The organism is Hyphomicrobiales bacterium, from assembly GCA_039973685.1.
In the GTDB taxonomy this organism is placed as follows: domain Bacteria; phylum Pseudomonadota; class Alphaproteobacteria; order Rhizobiales; family JACESI01; genus JACESI01.
In genome coordinates, this window is record JBDWKL010000037.1 from 32,176 (window position 1) to 49,468 (window position 17,293).

A 17,293-nucleotide genomic window follows, 5' to 3' on the forward strand; every position below is an offset into this window, starting at 1 on the left:
AGCGCACCACAGAACGATACAAAATCGAGTTATGACCAATTTGTTCTTAGAAGTTGAACAAAGCAGGTCACTTCGCACTTGCAATGCGCGGCGTTATTTGGTGAGTTCACGCCATGACAATAAGCGATGACACACAAAGCAAAAGACTGGCCGAAAAAGCACGTGAACGTTCACTCACGTTGAGCTTGCCTAATCTTTTGACCTACGGACGTATTTTGGCAGTTCCAGCCGTCGTTGGCTGCTTCTTTATCGATGGGGTGATCAGCAACTGGATTGCCTTTATCCTGTTCGTTGCGGCTAGCATTACAGATTGGTTGGATGGCTATTTAGCGCGCGCTTGGTCGCAGCAATCAGCGCTTGGCCGCATGTTAGATCCCATCGCCGATAAACTACTGATTGCAGGCTGTCTGCTTTGCCTTTGTGCCTTTGGCGTTATTGCCTCATGGTCGATATGGGCGGCTGTCATTATCTTGTTCCGCGAAATTGCTGTTTCGGGCTTGCGCGAGTTTTTAGCGTCACTACAGGCCAGCGTTCCTGTGTCTAGGCTTGCCAAGTGGAAGACAGCTATTCAGATGATCTCACTCGCGGTGCTTTTGATAGGCCCTGCCCTTCACCCGCTCATCACAGACTTGGGCATTGCTCTTTTGTGGATTGCAGCACTGGTCACTTTGATTACGGGCTACGATTATTTCCGCGCTGGCCTTCGTCACCTGCTTGAGGATGAAGTATGAAGCTCGTTTATTTTGCATGGGTGCGCGAACAAGTAGGCCTTGGTGAGGAAACCGTTGAGCTGCCTGATAGTGTCGCCACGATTGCCGATCTTATGGCCTGGCTTGCAACGCGCGGCGATGAATATGCGATATTTGAAAATGCCCATGCGCTTCGTGCTGCCATCAATCATGAGCACGTTGAGCACGCTGAGCCGATAAAGGGCGCCAATGAGATCGCGATCTTCCCACCGATGACAGGTGGATGATCATGGCTGATATCACTGTTCGCATTCAATCAGAGCCGTTCGATATCAATGCTGAAAGCCAACGCATGACAGGGAGCGATCATCCCAATGTGGGCGCACTCGTCACCTTCACTGGCTATTGTCGCAATGAAGACGGCACAATAAGCACCCTAGAGCTTGATCATTACCCCGGCATGGCAGAGCGCGAAATCACCCGCATAGCTGAAGACGCAGCAAAGCGCTGGCCGCTTGATGCTATCACCGCAATCCATCGCTTTGGCAAAATGGATACGGGCGATCCAATCGTTCTGGTCGCCGCCAGTTCCCGCCATCGCCGTGCTGCTTTTGAAGGCGCTGAATATGTGATGGACTTCCTTAAAACCCGCGCGCCGTTTTGGAAAAAAGAGCACCTGACAAGCGGTGATGAAAGCACGTGGGTTGATGCGAAAGAGGCTGACGATGAAGCCCTCACCCGCTGGGATAAGTCATAACCCCCAAACAAAAAAGGCGGCCCCGATGGACCGCCTCTTTCAAAATTCTATAAGTTTGGCTTAGCCAGCGATATCGCGGCCAGCAAACCAGAATGCGATTTCTTCAGCAGCTGTTTCAGGTGCATCTGAACCGTGTACTGAGTTTTCACCGATTGAAAGTGCAACCGCTTTACGGATTGTGCCTTCGTCAGCTTCAGCTGGGTTTGTTGCACCCATTACTTCGCGGTTTTTCAAAATCGCGTTTTCGCCTTCAAGAACCTGAACAACTGTTGGGCCTGAAGACATGAATTCTGTCAATTCACCGAAGAAAGGACGGTCTTTGTGTACTGCGTAGAATGCTTCTGCATCGCGCAAAGACATGTGAACACGGCGAGAAGCCACGACACGGAGGCCAGCTTCTTCAAGCATCGCTGTGATTTTGCCAGTTAGGTTACGAGCCGTTGCGTCCGGCTTGATCATTGAAAATGTGCGCTCAATCGCCATTGTTTTCGTCCTGTATTAATGAAAGAGGGAAAGGATTGGCTGCTCTATACAGCCGTGTCCGCCCTTCGACAAGAGCGGACACGCGCAATTCGTATAAAAGACTAAACGCCTGCGTACATCGCGTCGATGCGTTCAAACCATGCTTTAACCGGATCATCGCTTGCGAAAATCTCAAATTCAGCAATTTCGTTGAACCATTTTAGCGTGCCAAATACGATGTAATCAGCATAAATTGGGTTTTCACCGCCAATAAAGGCTTGGCCGCCAAGTGTTGCGCGCAATGGTGTGAGCGCTGTGCGGAAGTTTTCAATACGGTCATCACGGCCTGCTTGAACTTCTTCCAACGTTTTACCGATCATTTTCTCGCGGCTTTCGCGGAAGTACTTTTGATCAGGCTCAGCCAAAACATCATGGATATCTTTGATAATCAGGCCAACAATAACAGGCGCCAATTGTGTATTTGCCCAGTTTTGCACGAATTGCGCTGTGGCAATTGCTTCTGCGCTACCGAAAAGTGTTGGTGCGTCTGGGTATTTCTCATCGAGGTAAACAGCGATCTTGAATGAATCGTTGATCTCTTCGCCACCATCAACAATGGTAGGCACAGTTTTCGCTTCGCCTTTAACAACTTCTTTGATCTTCGTAAAAGGCGTACCAACCGCATCAAAAGCAAGCTTCTTGTGATTAAGCGCTAGTTTTGTGCGCCAGCAAGTTGGGGAAAAGCGGAGACTTTCGTCTGCGCCGCACAGATCATAAACAGTGATAGACATCAAAAAACTTTCTTGGTTTTCGCGTATTTTACGCGTGAGATAAATTCTAGAGTGGTGAAGGCTTCGATATTATGTAGCCGCATACTATCCACATGGTGTGATAACGATTATAGACAAGCGAAAATAGAGAAATCTTTCTCGATCACACGACTTTGAACACAAAAAGACCGCCACACCATGCTCCACATAAACGATGTCACGTTCCACATTGGCGGTCGCACGCTTTTAGATAAAGCAACTGTCGCGATTACCACGGGCATGAAAGCTGGCCTTGTCGGCAAAAACGGCACGGGTAAATCGACGTTATTCAAGCTGATTACAGAAGAACTAAGCCCTGTCACTGGTGATATTTCGGTCAATAAAGGCGCCCGCTTTGGGCAGGTGGCTCAAGAAGCACCAGGCAATGAGGTTTCGCTGATCGACACAGTGCTTGCAGCGGACACAGAACGCGCTGCCTTGCTTGCAGAAGCAGAGACGGCAACTGATCCAAACCGCATTTCAGATATTCAGCTGCGGCTAACCGACATTGATGCCCATTCAGCCGAATCGCGAGCGGGTTCAATCCTTCATGGCCTTGGTTTTGACGCTGAAACCCAAAAACGCCCCTGCTCTGAGTTTTCCGGCGGTTGGCGTATGCGCGTGGCCTTGGCAGCAGTGCTCTTTTCTGAGCCTGACCTACTGCTGCTTGATGAGCCAACCAACTATCTCGACCTTGAAGGTACGCTTTGGCTTGAGAATTATATCAATCGCTATCCTTACACAGTGTTCTTGATCAGCCACGACCGCGATCTTTTGAACAAATGCGTCAACACAATCATTCACCTCGATCAAACCAAGCTCACTGTCTACAAAGGCAATTACGAAGTCTTCGACAAGCAGCGCCGCGAGCGCCAAGCGCTTCAGTTGAAATTGAAGTCAAAGCAAGATGATCAGCGCCGCCACATGGAAGCCTTTGTTGAACGGTTCCGCGCTAAAGCAACCAAAGCAAAACAAGCCCAAAGCCGTCTTAAAGCATTGCAAAAGATGGAACCGATTTCGGCCATGGTGGATGACCATATCCAACCATTCAACTTTCCAAATCCGAAAAAGCGCCTCTCCCCTCCGATGATCCACATTGAAGAGGGTAAAGTTGGCTATGTCGAAAACCAACACATTCTAACGAAGGTCAATGTTTCTCTTGGACCAGATGATCGGATTGGCCTGCTTGGTGCCAACGGCAACGGTAAGTCGACAATGGCGAAACTTCTTTCAGGCCGCTTAGACCTGCAAGAAGGCCATATGAAGCGGACGCACAAGATGGAGATTGCCTACTTCGCGCAGCACCAGCTTGATGAGCTTCGCCCGAAAGAAAGCGCCTATGAGCACATCAAGAAAATGATGGATGATGCGGTGCCTGATGGCGTGTCAGAAGCACAAGCACGTGCTCGTGTTGCGCAGATCGGCCTTGATCGCTCCAAGATGGATACGCCAGCACAAGACCTCTCAGGCGGCGAGAAAGCCCGCCTCCTGCTTGGCCTTGCGACTTTCAACGGTGCTCACCTGCTGATTATGGATGAACCGACCAACCACCTTGATATTGATAGCCGCGAGGCGCTGGTTCATGCGCTGAATGATTATGAAGGCGCCGTGATCATCATCAGCCACGATCGCCACCTCTTAGAAGCCTCCGCAGATCGGCTTTGGCTTGTGGCAGATGGCACGGTCAAACCTTATGAGGGCGACCTAGAAGAATACCGTCGCTATATTCTAGACAGCAAAAAGACATCGAAGAAAAAATCTGATGCGTCGATTGCGCGGGAGCAAGAAAAGACCGCCCAAGAAAAGCGTAAAAATGCCGCGCAAAAGCGGGCATCAGTTGCTCCATTGAAAGAGAAAATTCGAACGCTTGAAAAGCAGATGGCACTGCTAGAGAAAAAGCTCGCCCTAGCCGACGAAAAACTCGCCATGCCGAACCTTTTCAGAGACTTCCCAGAAAAAGCAGCTCAACTCGGAAAAATTAGAGCGCGTTTGGTCGGCGAAATGGCGCAGGCTGAAGAAGAATGGCTTGAGGCTGGGGCGCAGTTGGAAGAAAGCGTTTAAGAGCGATAAGAAGCGCTACGCTTGCAGCTTATGACCCAGATGCGCCTTTACCGTCGGCCATTCTGGGGCGATGATGGAATAGACAGCAGTATCGCGGATGGTGCCATTTGCCATTACCATATGAGCGCGGATAATACCGTCGAACTTCGCCCCTAGCCGTTCAATTGCACGACGTGAAGACTCGTTGACCACATGGGTTCTAAATTCAACGGCAATACAATCAAGCGCTTCAAATGCGTGAGTTAGGAGAAGCAGTTTGCACTCTGTGTTGAGCGGCGTGCGTTGCACCGACTTTCGATACCAAGTCATTCCAATTTCAACACGACGATTTACCGCATCAATATTCATGTAAGTGGTTTGACCGACCACCTTACCGCTTGCCTTATCAATGATCGAAAAGGGTTGCATCCATCCCGTTTCGCGCAAACCTAAACGGCGTTCAATCTCTGCTTCCATGTCGTCTGCATGCGGTATCATCGTATACCAAAGACGGTGCAGTTCCCCATCGCGAACGGCTTCTTTCAAATCATCAAGATGATGACGTTCAAGCGGCACCACATCAACGTGTTGTCCACTTAACGAAAAGGTCTCGGGCCAAACTGACATTTCATCTACGTTCCCAAATAGCAAAACTGTGCGGAATTTCGCGGTCACCGCGCTTCACCGTAAAGCGCTTGTCTGAGAGCTTAGTAAGGCCGTGTTTTGCTGGTAGGTCCAAATGCTGTTCTTGCAGTGGCCACGGAGGACCATTTGCAGTAGCCCCATTGTCGCGCATTCTTGTGTAGATCAGCAACTTGCCTTTAGGGGCGACTAGATCGCAGATTGCTTTGGTACTGCCCTCAATCATGCCCTCCGGCAATGCTTGCAAGGTGTAACATTCATGGACGAGATCAAACCCTTGCTGCCATTCACGAGGCAGATTAAATAGGTCAGCTGCTTGATAGGTTACATCGCTGTTTAAAAAGCGCTTTTTCGCCCATTCGATAGCTTTTTCTACCACATCAAACGCGGTCACTTGGTAGCCATGCGCTGCCATCGCTTCAGCATTATCGCCAAGGCCACAGGCAACATCAATAGCGCGCCGCCCCTCGCCTGCATGAGATTCTAGATAGCTCACTAAATCATCTTTTGGCGCAAGGTCGGCCCACGGTATCTGGGCCTCATCGCCATTGGCTCGGTCATACACCGCGTCGAAAAAGACATTCCGACCATCGCTGTCTTCAGCATAATTTCCAGGCAAATCATCAAGTGCCGCGCGGGTTTGTTCCCGTCTTGCCGCAAAATCAGGGTCGTCGCTCATGCCTTCTTTTCCCATTTGCCGTATTCATTTTGCGCCCAATAGGTCACTTGATGGCCAGCTGCTTTTTCAACCTTCCAGCGCCCACGCGCATGGTTCAATTGATCATGGTCATTGCCATTAAACAAATACACCACGCGCTCATAAGAAGCAGCATCATCTACCTCCGCACCATCGACCAAAAAGCGAATAGCCGCGCCGTTGGGGTTATCTGTTCCATCCGTCAACCAAACGGGTTGATCAGCGCCGTCGCCGTCAACGCTAGAGCCGTGCGGAAGAAAGCTCGCTTCCTTATACATCCATAGAGCATTATTGAGCGCCTCAACCCGTGCGGCGTGGCCCGTTTGCACAACGGCAGTCCAGCCCTTTGCCAAGCTCTTTTCAAGCAAATCTGGCAATACGGCTTCAAGTGGTGTCGATAGGAGATGATAAAATAATACGTCGCTCATAAGGGTTTATATCTCAGAGATCTGATTTCTGCCATACAAGCTTTTTGATCATCACACATTGATGAAATTTCACGTACTCGCTTGATTATTCGCGAAAGCTGCCCCTTAATATTGGTACTGGGAACATATGGGAGTGACGGGGACGAGATGAAAAGTTTGAATTTGAAACGAACGGTTGCTGCATTTGCATTTGTTTTTGCGGGTACAACGCTAAGTTTTGCGCAAACCAATGTTAGTGTTTCACTGGGAAACAATGGAGGAGTAGAGCCGCCACCTGCCTGCGCCTTCCCTTGCCAAGAGCCCTTCGTGCTCCCTGGTTTTGCAAGAGTTCTTGCATTGACAAACCCTGATAGCATTTATGAAACCAAGTTGAGCAGACCAGCATTTCGTCAGCAGCTTGAAGGATGGCGCAAGCGGGCAGAAGTATTCCGCCGCACCATTGAACTCAATCAGCGTAAAGCCCCTGATTGGAAGGCCGCTAATGTCATGTATTTGGTGGAAGTTGGTCGCTACCGTCAATTCGTCGAAGCATATCGCGCCGCCATTGCGTTGGATGACGCGGATGCCATCGACTACGGCGAAGGCAAGTAGGCTTGAAAAGCAAAACGCGCCGCAAGTGCGACGCGTTTCATTCTAATTGGTTCTAATTCCAGTTTAGCTTTCGTATTGGTCTCGCACCAAGCGATCCAACAGACGCACACCGAAGCCTGAAGCCCATGATTTGTTGATCTCAGTTTGTGGTGAGCCCATCGCCGTGCCAGCAATATCAATATGCGCCCAAGGCGTATCACCCACATAGCGCTTCAAGAATTGCGCAGCCGTGATTGAGCCAGCCGCCCGCGAACCAACGTTTTTCATATCAGCAAATTTTGAATCGATCAGCTTGTCGTAGTCGCTAGAAAGCGGCAAACGCCAAACATGCTCGCCTGATGCAAGACCTGCTTCGGTGATTTCAGATGACAACGCATCATCATTTGAAAACAATCCAGCATGATAATTGCCGAGAGCGATGATCACTGCACCCGTCAATGTCGCAAGATTGATCATGAATTTAGGGTTATATGTCGTGTTGACGTAATGCAGAGCATCACAAAGAACGAGGCGACCTTCCGCATCTGTGTTGATCACTTCGATCGTTTGACCAGACATAGACGTTACGATGTCACCTGGGCGTTGCGCGTTGCCATCTGGCATATTTTCAACAAGACCTAATACACCGATCACATTGACTTTGGCCTTACGTGCAGCAAGAGCGTGCATCAAGCCGATCACGGCAGCAGCGCCACCCATGTCGCCCTTCATGTCTTCCATGCCGCCGCCTGGTTTTAGCGAAATGCCGCCGGTATCAAACACAACACCTTTACCGATGAAGGAGATTGGCTGTTCGTCTTTCTTGCCACCCATCCATTTCATAATCGCCATGCGCGGTGGGCGAACAGAACCTTGAGCCACACCCAAAAGTGCGCCCATCTTCAATTCACCCATTTCCTTCTCGGTGAGGATTTCAACTTCAATACCAAGGCGAGAAAGGTCACTTGCATGGGCTGCAAATTCGACGGGACCGAGGGTGTTAGCAGGCTCATTTACGAGCGTTCTCGCAAACAGAGTTCCATCGACAACCCCTTCTTCCAATTCCCATAATTTAGCAGCATCTGCATGATTTGCTGTCACCAAAGAGACAGAAACGCTGCCTTGCTCTTCATCTGCATTATCGGAACTTGTTTTGTATTGATCAAATTTATAGGCGCGCATTTTGATGCCGCCTGCAATCGCGATCAGCGCTTCACTATCAAAATCGACATTATCTGGACGCTCCAAAATCACGCTGACATTATCGCATTTCGAAGAAAGGATAATGCCGCCAATTTTGCCGCCTAATTTCAACCAATCTGGTTCTTCCATGTCGCTGGCATCGCCAGTACCGACGAGAACCAAGCGCTCAGCTTTAACATCGCTTGGCGACACCAAATCGAGGACCGAGAGAGATTTGCCCGTGAATTTGGTCGTATCAGCGGCGCGGCTGAAAAGGTTTTCAGGTAAAAGATTCGATGTTGCCTCACCAAGGGCGCGTTCTTCTGCGGCCAAGCCTACGACCAACTCGTTGCCGATTTTATCTAATGGTAGAAATTCGATATTTACGTCGCGCGCCATGGGTCATCCTTCGTTGATGTTATTGCAGAGGTCTGGCTACTGGAATGTAGCTGCCGGAGTGTTTGCTTAACTTTACTTATGCCTCTCCAGCACAGCTTGGCAAGCTTGGAACCCATTTGATTCTATCAAACCACTCACGATATGGACAAAAAGCCCGTTTCTTGACCCAAAAAACGTCTCATTTTCATAGTACTGACGGCTCTCCTTTACCATTCGAACAAAAACATGTGTCCAGCAAACGTTAATCCCTTGTTTACCTTACTTTTTCAGGGCAAATTATCCTTGTTAGGGCAAACTGCCCTGTTCCGAAGGTGCAAAGCTTTGCACGAGCAATACTGTGATACGTATAAAAGGGCGCGCTTTCATTGATGAATAGCATGCAAACTTACATATTCTGGCGAGCCTCTCGTGCGTTTTTTCTTGCCCTAACCGTTTTAATCGGGATTGTTTGGATAACGCAGGCTTTAGAGCAGCTCGAATTGATAACCAACAAGGGCCAGAGCTTTCTTATTTTCTTGCAGATAACGTGGTTGGTTCTGCCGAAGTTTATATCCTTTATCGCGCCAGTTGCTGTGTTAATCGCCGCAATTTACACCCTGAACTCGCTGAATAATGATTCCGAGCTTGTCATCGTCACCAATTCTGGCGCGACACCTTTTACTATTTTAAAACCGATTCTGTTTCTGGCGATTTTGATTGCTGTGGTGGATAGTTCTGTCTCGCATTATTTCTCACCAAATGCCCGACGTGAGATTCGTGTGTTTTTCACCGAAATAAATTCAGATCTAATATCAAGCGTTATCAAACCAGGCGAATTTGCCAGCATCAATAACGGGATCACCTTTTACGTCGGCGCGCGTGATGCCAATGGCATTTTCAATGATGTTGTCGTGAATGATAATCGCGAAGAAGAACAAACCCTCACTTATCTGGCAAAACACGGTGCGATCACACGGACAACAGAAGGCACTTTCTTCGTGCTGCAAGATGGAACAATCCATCGTCGTCCCAAAGAAAGAGATTCTATCTCGATCATTGATTACTCGTCTTATGCCTTTGACCTATCGACATTTGAGCGGCGAGTGCCCAATGAGCTTCGCTTCAAAAAGCCATCAGAGAACTTCACGCCGTACCTGTTTAAGGTCGACAGTAGGAATGACAATTTCGTCAAATCACCTAGTAAGTTCTATGCTGAACTTCACAATCGGTTTGCATCCCCTTTTTACTCCATCGCTTATGTGATGATTGTGTTTTTCTTTCTAGGAACTGCGCAAAGCACCAGACAAGGGCGTGGTTTTGCGGTCCTCAGTGCGCTTTTAACTGTGCTGGCTCTTAGAGGGGGCGGGTTCATGGTTCAAAGTGGTGCGAAAGCCAACACTCTCCTTAATTTTGTTCAATATTTGCTTCCGCTAGGTACCATTGCCATTTGCACCTTGTTGATTGCCCGCAATGTAGAACCGCGTGGCTTGCAAGCGCTTGGCTTTAAATTGGAGCAATTCTGCAATTCTTTACGCCGGCTGCGCCCAGGCTCCAATGTTGGGGGGTCATAATGGTATTTAGATTATCATCATCCCCAACACTCCACTGCTATTTTGCATGGATTTTTCTCAAAGCGATCTTGCAGATCATTTTGTTCATTTCCGTGTTGGTTTTTCTAATCGATTTCACTGAGATGCTCCGACGCACATCCAGCCTACCGGATGTATCGACGAGCACGGTGATGTTTTTATCGCTCATCAGAACACCATCCATCATGCAGCAAATTCTCCCCTTTGCTGTTTTAATTGGTGCCATGGGGTCATTGTTCGTATTGTCAAAGCGCCTAGAACTCGTGGTCGCGCGCGGTGCTGGTGTGTCTGTTTGGCAGTTTATGTTGCCTGGTTTTATTGTTGCAGCCGCATTTGGTGCCTTTGCGACAACTGTGTTTAATCCGGGGGTTGGCTACCTCAATGAAAAAGCGCGTGTGCTTGAAGGAAGTGTGTTCAACCGTGACGCAAAACTCCTAACTGGCAGAGAGAGTTCTGTTTGGCTTAGAAAAGCAGGCCGAAGTGAAGATATTATACTGGGCGCTGCGAGTGCTTTAAGCGATGGATCCGAGCTAATCGGCGTCACTATGATTCGCCTTAACAAACGCGGCGGATTGATCCAGAGAATCGACGCAGATAGTGCTCAACTCGACCATGATCAATGGACGCTCGGCAATGCGACTGTTACCGGCTTAAAATCTCAACAAAAGAAATTAGACCGCTATTTCCTACAATTGGACCTTACTGCAGAAGAAGTAAGAGATGGTTTTTCCAAATCTACGCAGCGTTCTTTCTGGTCTTTACCTGAATTGATAGAGAAAGCACGCAATGCAGATTTACCTACAAATAGCTATAGTTTGCAGTTTAACACCTTGCTAGCACAGCCATTTTTCTTTATGGCCATGATGGTAATAGCCGCGACGGTATCGCTTAGATTTATTCGAAGTGGTAACATAAGCGGATTGGTCTCTGCAGGGATCACAGCAGGCTTTGTGCTTTATGTGATGCGTTCGCTTGCAGAAGACTTGGGGAGTACAGGCGTGGTGCAACCAGTTTTAGCAGCTTGGTTGCCTACGTTATTAGCGTTGGTAGTAGGATTTACAATGTTATTGCATCAGGAGGACGGCTAGTTTGACGCGGTTCTCTAGTTTCAATGAGCGTCTTTCGCCTCTTTATCGCGCAACGCAAAATTGCGTGCGCGGCCTCGCTATAGGTACGACCTTACTTGTTAGCGCATCAACACTTCCAACCACCCTCGCCCATGCACAATCTTCATTCAACAATATTGGTGGCGATCTGCGCACTGAAGAAGAGCGCTTGCTGCTGGATGCAGATACGCTAACATTTGATACCAACCGAGACGTTGTGACCGTGTCGGGTGATGTACAAATTTTCTTCGCAGGAAATTCGCTAGAAGCTGACAGTGTGGTTTATGACCGTAAGGCTGGAACCCTAAAAGCTGTTGGCAAGGTACGCCTGATAGAAGTGGGCGGGAATTCCATTCGAAGCGAAGAAGTTGAGCTGAGCGAAGACTTTAAAAACGGCTTCGTTAAATCTCTTCAAATCGAAACGATTGATGAAACGTATTTTGCTGCTGCAAGCGGTGAGTTCGTTGATGGTAATAAAACTGTTTTGAAGAACGGTGTTTATTCGGTTTGTGCTGTGTGTCGGGTGAAACCTGGGCGCATTCCAACATGGCGGATCAAAGCCGAGGAAATCATCATTGATGATGTCTCGCATCGCATCCGATACAAAAAAGCAAGTTTCGAATTCTTGGGTGTTCCGGTCGCCTACCTCCCCGCTTTCTCCCATGTTGATCCTAGGGTTAAACAAAAGACAGGGATTTTAGGCCCACACTTTCTACAAGATTCTGACCTCGGCATTGGGTTTGGTATTCCGATCTATTATGCCGTGGATGAAAGCCGTGACCTGACCTTCACACCGACCTATTTGACCAAACAGGGTTTGCTCGGTGAAATTGAATGGCGACAAAGAACAGCAAGAGGCGCCTATACTTTACATTTAGCTGGCATTGATCAGCAGGATCCTGATGAGTTTTCTGGCGAATCTGGTGAGCAGTCTTTCAGGGGCGGCTTGAGAACAACTGGTAGCTTCGACATTGCCTCGCAATGGAATGCTGGCTGGGATATTCTTGCTTTAACAGATAGAACTTTCGCAGAAGATTATGAACGCCTAACCTCACGCGTTGACCGTTTCACATCAAACGTCAATTTGACAGGTCTTGGCAAAACAAATCATTTCGATGCGCGCGGCTTGTTTTTCAACATCCTTGATGACGACGATGGGATCACCGGAAACCTGCAATCACAACAAGCAATCGTTCACCCATCGATTGATTATGATGGCATCATCGATAAAGCTATCGTCGGTGGGCAAGTTTCATTTGCCACCAACGTCACAGCGCTTAGTCGTGCAGATGAAGACGTCAATGTCATAAATGGCCAAAACTTTCTCGATGGAGCATCAGGCACACAAGGACGTGCTTCAGCAGAAGTTGAGTGGAAACGCCGCTTCATTGCAAAGGGCGGCCATGTCTTAACCCCATTGCTTGCTGTGCGTGGCGATGTGCAAGCGTTCAGCCAAACAGAAGCGGGTATTACAGGCGTTTCTGGTGAGGACCAAGTAGCGCGTGGACAAGTAACAGCTGGCTTAGAATGGCGTTATCCCGTTCTAATCACACAGGGCAACACCTCTCATATTTTTGAACCAATCACCCAAATATTCGCAAGCCCGAATGAGCAACAGATTGATCGCTTCCTCAATGAGGATTCACAAACTTTGGTGCTCGATGACACCAACATTTTCTCCCGCGACCGATTTGCAGGCTTCGACAGAGCTGAAGGTGGTGTGCGAACAAATATTGGGTTTACCCACAAAACACAATGGAATGACTGGTTCAAGACTGATGTTCTGGTTGGTCAATCCTTCCACCTAGCAGGCACAAATTCCTTTTCAGAACAAGGCATTGCCAGCCTTGAAACTGAAAATGGGCTACAAGAAGACCGCTCAGATTTGGTTGCACGCATTGCAGCAACCGCTGTCGACCAATTCAGCCTAGTTGGACGAATTCGGGTTGATAACGATTATGCAGATATCAACCGTGGCGATATTAGCGCAGTTTATTACTCTGACATTTTGTCATTGAATGCTGGCTATACCTTCGTCAAAGAACAAGAGGTCGACGATCTGCCTCGTAGTTCTCAAGCGAATGGAGGCTTTTCCTTCAAAGCGCACGAATATTGGACGGTCTTTGGCGACGCACGCTACGACTTTGATGACAATCGATTTGTAAACAACCGCTTTGGATTAACCTTTGACGACAAGCAATTGAGAGTTTCTCTCGCCTATGTTCGAGATTTTGACGAACAAGGGGATCTCGACGAAGAGGGAATTGAATTCAGTATAAACTTTAGAACATTGGGTGGCTTCTAAGAAAGAAGCAGTTTGCTGTCACACTCTTGTTAGAAGACATCAAGAACCTGTGTTCGCTAAAATAACGACGTATTTTGCAAACAAATGACAAATTTGTAAGATGTACTAGGATGAACCACCAACGGCGAATTTTTGAAAAGGCTTGAAGACCATGTTGGAGCTGATTGTGAGAACGCGAAACTTCCTTGTAAGAGGGCTTGTTCTTGTTGCTATTATTTTTTCCATTAACACAACTGCGAACGCTCAAACACGGATCGCCGTTGCTGTAAATAATGGTGTCGTGACGACCAATCAAATCACACAACGCGCTCGCTTTTTGAGACTGACCGGTTTTAAAGGTGACACACGCAAAGAAGCACAACGCCAACTTGTAGACGAAGAATTGCAATTCCAAGAAGCCAAGCGGATTAACTTTTCAGTCCCTGACAGTGCGGTAAATGACGCATTTGCCAATATTGCTAAAGGCAATAGGCTAAGTGCAAATCAGTTTGAATCTGCTTTGCGTCAACAAAGCATCAATCCGTCCACCTTTAAACGGTTCATCAGAGGGCGGATTTTATGGCAGCAAATCGTTGTAGCCCGCGCGCGCCAACAAGGTCGCCGCCCACAGGCAGAGACCGACATCACCTCTATTTTGTTCAATAGAGCCAATGGTGGCAAAAACCGTACAGTCAAAGAATACACCGTTGAACAAATTATCTTTGTGGTCAAAAAAGGCGCATCGAAAAACGTCTTTTCACAACGTCGCCGCGAAATTGAAGCGTTTAGAAATCAAAACAAATCATGTCAGGCCGCATCAGACGCCGCAGTTCGGTTAGCTTCAAGTGGCGTGATCATGAGGCAGCTTGGTCGTTTCACCTCTGATACACTTCCAGACAACATCCGCGAAGATGTGCTTAATGCCAATGGCCAACTATTCTCTTCACCGAAGCAAGGTGAGTCTGGCGTTGGTATTTTGGCAATCTGTAATGTTCGCGATATCGTTGATAACACAGTGCCAAAAGAAGGCTTAAATGTGGATGTTGGCAAATTCGATTCGAAAGATCTGCAAAGAAAATCTGACAAGTGGATGGGCCAATTACGCAAGCAGGCAAAGATTGTTGTCCGCTAAAAGTCATTGAGACAAAAGGGATGGCTTGAGCCATGAGCCATTCTTTGGACAAGCCTGTCTTATTGACGATCGGTGAACCCGCAGGCATTGGCCCTGAACTAGCTGTAAAGCTCTGGGCAGAACAAAAAACTCATTCAGTTCCACCTTTTGTGCTGATGACTGACCCTGCTTTTATTGAAAGCCGCGCCCGCCTGCTTGGCACTGACATAACCATCCAACAATGGGATGAAAATTGGTCTGCCTCAACGCTAAAACAGGCTTTTTCTGAAACCCTCCTCTTTCATCCGCTACAGCACAGCATCGAAGATGCCCCGACCCAACTACGCGCTCAAAATAGCCCTGCGGTAATTGAAGCGATTGAAACGGCGGTTGGATTAATCCAGCAAGGTCGCGCAGGCGCTGTTGTTACAAATCCAATTAACAAGAATGCGCTTTATGAAGCAGGGTTTAAACATCCAGGCCATACTGAGTTTTTGGGCGAGCTTGCCAAACTATGGGGCAACACCTACCGCCCTGTTATGATGTTAGCGGGGCCTGAACTACGAACAGTGCCTGCAACCCTTCATATCCCGCTTAAAGACGTGCCAAGCGCACTTAATACCCAAGAGCTTACCGAGTTGATGATGATCACGGCACGGGAACTTAAAAACCGTTTTGCCATCGCCTCACCGCGCATTGCTGTCACTGGACTAAACCCACATGCGGGCGAAGAAGGCACGATGGGGAGTGAAGACCGCGACATTATCTTGCCTGCGATCAAGGCAGCCCAAGAAGCAGGCATAACGGTCAGCGGACCGCATCCAGCCGACACCTTGTTTTATGCCCAAAAGCGCAAAACCTATGATGCGGTGATCGCCATGTATCACGATCAAGCCTTACTGCCTGTAAAAACGATTGCCTTTGATGAAACTGTCAATGTAACCCTTGGTCTTCCCTTTATTAGAACATCGCCAGATCACGGCACCGCCTTAGACATTGCTGGCAAAGGTATTGCACGGCCTGATAGTCTGTTGGCAGCCCTAAAAATGGCCAGCGAAATGGCTGAACACGCGGCAGAATCGAAAATATCATGAGTACAATCGACAATCTCCCCCCTCTCCGCGACGTTATTCACCGCTATGAACTCAATGCGAAAAAGTCATTGGGGCAGAACTTCATTCTCGATCTCAACATCACCACGAAGATCGCCAAGACTGCTGGACAGCTTGAAGGTCATCATGTGATCGAAGTTGGTCCGGGGCCTGGTGGTCTAACCCGCGCTATTTTAGCAGCAGGGGCCGACCATTTAACCGTGATCGAACGCGACCAACGTTGCATCAGTGCGCTGAAAGATATTCAAGCAGCCTATCCCGACCGAATGACTATTTTGGAAGAAGATGCCTTGCGGGTCGATTATAAGCTTTTAGAAAAAGATAGCCTACCAACCAAGCTAATTGCCAACCTGCCCTATAACATCGCCACACCCTTGTTGATTGGCTGGCTAACATCCGATAACTGGCCGCCGTTTTATGAGAGCCTCACATTGATGTTCCAGCGCGAAGTGGCCGAGCGCATTGTCGCCGAATCGGGCGAAAAACATTATGGACGCCTCGGCGTTATGGCCGGATGGCGCACCCACGCAAATATTATGTTCGATCTTGGGCCTGAAGTTTTCACCCCACCGCCTAAAGTAACGTCCAGCGTGGTCCACTTAAGCCCAAAAGCTAAGCCTCTGCCCTGTGAAATCGGCAATTTAGAACGCATCACGGCTGCAGCCTTTCAACAAAGGCGCAAAATGCTGCGGGCAAGTTTGAAGAGTGTGTTTGATGACCCGATCAAAACACTGGAAGATCGCGGCATTGACCCAACCGCACGGGCGGAAACCCTTAGCATTGAAGAGTTTATCGCTTTAGCTAATGCTCTTTAAGACGTTTCTTTAATAAGGTCTTCGTGCAAGGTTTTGGCCAAAGCACTATGGGCGCCTTGCCTGCGTTGGCGCATGCGCTCAGCGGTCAATATAGATTTGACCTCGTTAAATGCTTTCTCCAACTCTTCGTTGACCACCAAATATTCGTAATCTGGCCACGCCTCAAGCTCACTAACAGCTGTTTTCATGCGGCGTAAGATGACCTCATCAGAATCCTCCGCCCGCCGTTTCAAGCGTGATTTCATTTCTGCAATTGAAGGCGGCAAAATGAAAATGGTCGCCACATCTTCCGGCATCTTCTCATTGATTTGGTAAGTGCCTTGAACATCAATATCGAACAAGACGTCAGTTCCAGCTTGAAGCTTTTCCTCAACGAATTGTCGCGGTGTGCCGTAATAATTGCCGTGGACCTCAGCCCATTCTAGCAACTCTTCATGCTCGACCATTTTCTCAAACTGTTCGCGGGTTCTGAAGTGATAGTGCACGCCATCGACTTCACTAGAACGTTTCTCGCGCGTTGTAACGGAGACGGAAAGATCGAGGTTGTCGTCCTCATTCAGTAAAAGCTGTGCGATCGTAGACTTGCCCGCTCCTGATGGCGAGGAGAGTACGAACATTAGCC

The 17,293-nt window shown here is 48.4% G+C and carries 18 protein-coding genes; 11 read left to right on the forward strand and 7 right to left on the reverse strand.

From position 1 onward, the window contains the following. Positions 1-113: 113 nt before the first annotated feature. Genes pgsA through ABJO30_09885 form a run of 3 tightly spaced genes read left to right on the forward strand, consistent with a single transcriptional unit; the run spans position 114 to position 1,446 of the window. Positions 114-731 carry a CDP-diacylglycerol--glycerol-3-phosphate 3-phosphatidyltransferase gene (gene pgsA, locus ABJO30_09875; GenBank protein MEP3233121.1) on the forward strand — a complete coding sequence of 206 codons (618 nt, stop codon included), beginning with the start codon at positions 114-116 and terminating at the stop codon, positions 729-731. Beyond that, on the forward strand, positions 728-976 hold the full coding sequence (moaD, locus tag ABJO30_09880) for a molybdopterin converting factor subunit 1 (protein MEP3233122.1): 249 nt from the start codon (positions 728-730) through the stop codon (positions 974-976). The genes pgsA and moaD overlap by 4 nt, the downstream gene beginning before the upstream one ends. 2 nt (positions 977-978) lie before the next feature. Beyond that, positions 979-1,446, forward strand: a complete 468-nt coding sequence (locus tag ABJO30_09885; protein MEP3233123.1) for a molybdenum cofactor biosynthesis protein MoaE — start codon at positions 979-981, stop codon at positions 1,444-1,446. Positions 1,447-1,506: 60 nt separating this feature from the next. Here the strand turns inward: ABJO30_09885 and ndk are convergent, their stop codons facing one another. Both ndk and ABJO30_09895 read right to left on the reverse strand, forming a co-directional pair. Further along, positions 1,507-1,929 (reverse strand): nucleoside-diphosphate kinase, encoded by a 423-nt coding sequence (gene ndk / locus ABJO30_09890; protein MEP3233124.1) that lies wholly within the window; start codon positions 1,927-1,929, stop codon positions 1,507-1,509. A gap of 101 nt (positions 1,930-2,030) precedes the next feature. Next, positions 2,031-2,699 (reverse strand): glutathione S-transferase family protein, encoded by a 669-nt coding sequence (locus ABJO30_09895; GenBank protein MEP3233125.1) that lies wholly within the window; start codon positions 2,697-2,699, stop codon positions 2,031-2,033. Between the two features lie 177 nt (positions 2,700-2,876). Here ABJO30_09895 and ABJO30_09900 point away from each other — a divergent pair, with 177 nt between their 5' ends. Continuing rightward, positions 2,877-4,778: an ATP-binding cassette domain-containing protein gene (locus ABJO30_09900; protein MEP3233126.1), complete on the forward strand. Its 1,902-nt coding sequence runs from the start codon at positions 2,877-2,879 to the stop codon at positions 4,776-4,778. Between the two features lie 15 nt (positions 4,779-4,793). Here the strand turns inward: ABJO30_09900 and ABJO30_09905 are convergent, their stop codons facing one another. The 3 genes from ABJO30_09905 to ABJO30_09915 are packed head-to-tail and all read right to left on the reverse strand — an operon-like array spanning position 4,794 to position 6,524. Continuing rightward, positions 4,794-5,384, reverse strand: a complete 591-nt coding sequence (locus ABJO30_09905; GenBank protein ID MEP3233127.1) for a GNAT family protein — start codon at positions 5,382-5,384, stop codon at positions 4,794-4,796. A 1-nt stretch (position 5,385) separates the two neighbouring features. Beyond that, positions 5,386-6,078: a class I SAM-dependent methyltransferase gene (locus tag ABJO30_09910; GenBank protein MEP3233128.1), complete on the reverse strand. Its 693-nt coding sequence runs from the start codon at positions 6,076-6,078 to the stop codon at positions 5,386-5,388. Beyond that, on the reverse strand, positions 6,075-6,524 hold the full coding sequence (locus ABJO30_09915) for a DNA polymerase III subunit chi (GenBank protein ID MEP3233129.1): 450 nt from the start codon (positions 6,522-6,524) through the stop codon (positions 6,075-6,077). Before ABJO30_09915 ends, ABJO30_09910 begins: the two co-directional genes overlap by 4 nt. 147 nt (positions 6,525-6,671) lie before the next feature. On the opposite strand from ABJO30_09915, the gene ABJO30_09920 reads away from it, so the two are divergent. Then, positions 6,672-7,115 carry a hypothetical protein gene (locus tag ABJO30_09920; GenBank protein MEP3233130.1) on the forward strand — a complete coding sequence of 148 codons (444 nt, stop codon included), beginning with the start codon at positions 6,672-6,674 and terminating at the stop codon, positions 7,113-7,115. 63 nt (positions 7,116-7,178) lie between these two features. Here the strand turns inward: ABJO30_09920 and ABJO30_09925 are convergent, their stop codons facing one another. Beyond that, a complete protein-coding gene (locus ABJO30_09925; GenBank protein ID MEP3233131.1) occupies positions 7,179-8,675 on the reverse strand; it encodes a leucyl aminopeptidase in 1,497 nt (498 codons plus the stop codon). Positions 8,676-9,043: 368 nt separating this feature from the next. On the opposite strand from ABJO30_09925, the gene ABJO30_09930 reads away from it, so the two are divergent. The 6 genes from ABJO30_09930 to rsmA all read left to right on the forward strand — a co-directional run bounded on the left by ABJO30_09930 (position 9,044) and on the right by rsmA (position 16,671). Further along, positions 9,044-10,225: an LptF/LptG family permease gene (locus ABJO30_09930; GenBank protein ID MEP3233132.1), complete on the forward strand. Its 1,182-nt coding sequence runs from the start codon at positions 9,044-9,046 to the stop codon at positions 10,223-10,225. After that, the gene (lptG, locus tag ABJO30_09935; GenBank protein ID MEP3233133.1) at positions 10,225-11,331 is read left to right on the forward strand and encodes an LPS export ABC transporter permease LptG; all 1,107 of its coding nucleotides are present in this window, start codon (positions 10,225-10,227) and stop codon (positions 11,329-11,331) included. The genes ABJO30_09930 and lptG overlap by 1 nt, the downstream gene beginning before the upstream one ends. A 1-nt stretch (position 11,332) precedes the next feature. Beyond that, positions 11,333-13,654, forward strand: coding sequence for an LPS assembly protein LptD (gene lptD, locus ABJO30_09940; GenBank protein ID MEP3233134.1), 2,322 nt, complete (start codon positions 11,333-11,335; stop codon positions 13,652-13,654). A gap of 166 nt (positions 13,655-13,820) precedes the next feature. Beyond that, positions 13,821-14,765, forward strand: coding sequence for a peptidylprolyl isomerase (locus tag ABJO30_09945; protein ID MEP3233135.1), 945 nt, complete (start codon positions 13,821-13,823; stop codon positions 14,763-14,765). A gap of 32 nt (positions 14,766-14,797) precedes the next feature. Next, entirely contained in the window at positions 14,798-15,838 is a 1,041-nt protein-coding gene (gene pdxA, locus ABJO30_09950; GenBank protein MEP3233136.1) for a 4-hydroxythreonine-4-phosphate dehydrogenase PdxA, read from the forward strand. Beyond that, a complete protein-coding gene (gene rsmA, locus ABJO30_09955; protein MEP3233137.1) occupies positions 15,835-16,671 on the forward strand; it encodes a 16S rRNA (adenine(1518)-N(6)/adenine(1519)-N(6))-dimethyltransferase RsmA in 837 nt (278 codons plus the stop codon). Before pdxA ends, rsmA begins: the two co-directional genes overlap by 4 nt. On the opposite strand, the gene gmk is transcribed toward rsmA, so the two are convergent. Beyond that, complete coding sequence (gmk, locus tag ABJO30_09960) at positions 16,668-17,288, reverse strand: guanylate kinase (protein ID MEP3233138.1); 621 nt, start codon at positions 17,286-17,288, stop codon at positions 16,668-16,670. The two genes, rsmA and gmk, sit on opposite strands and share 4 nt — an antisense overlap. Positions 17,289-17,293: the final 5 nt, after the last annotated feature.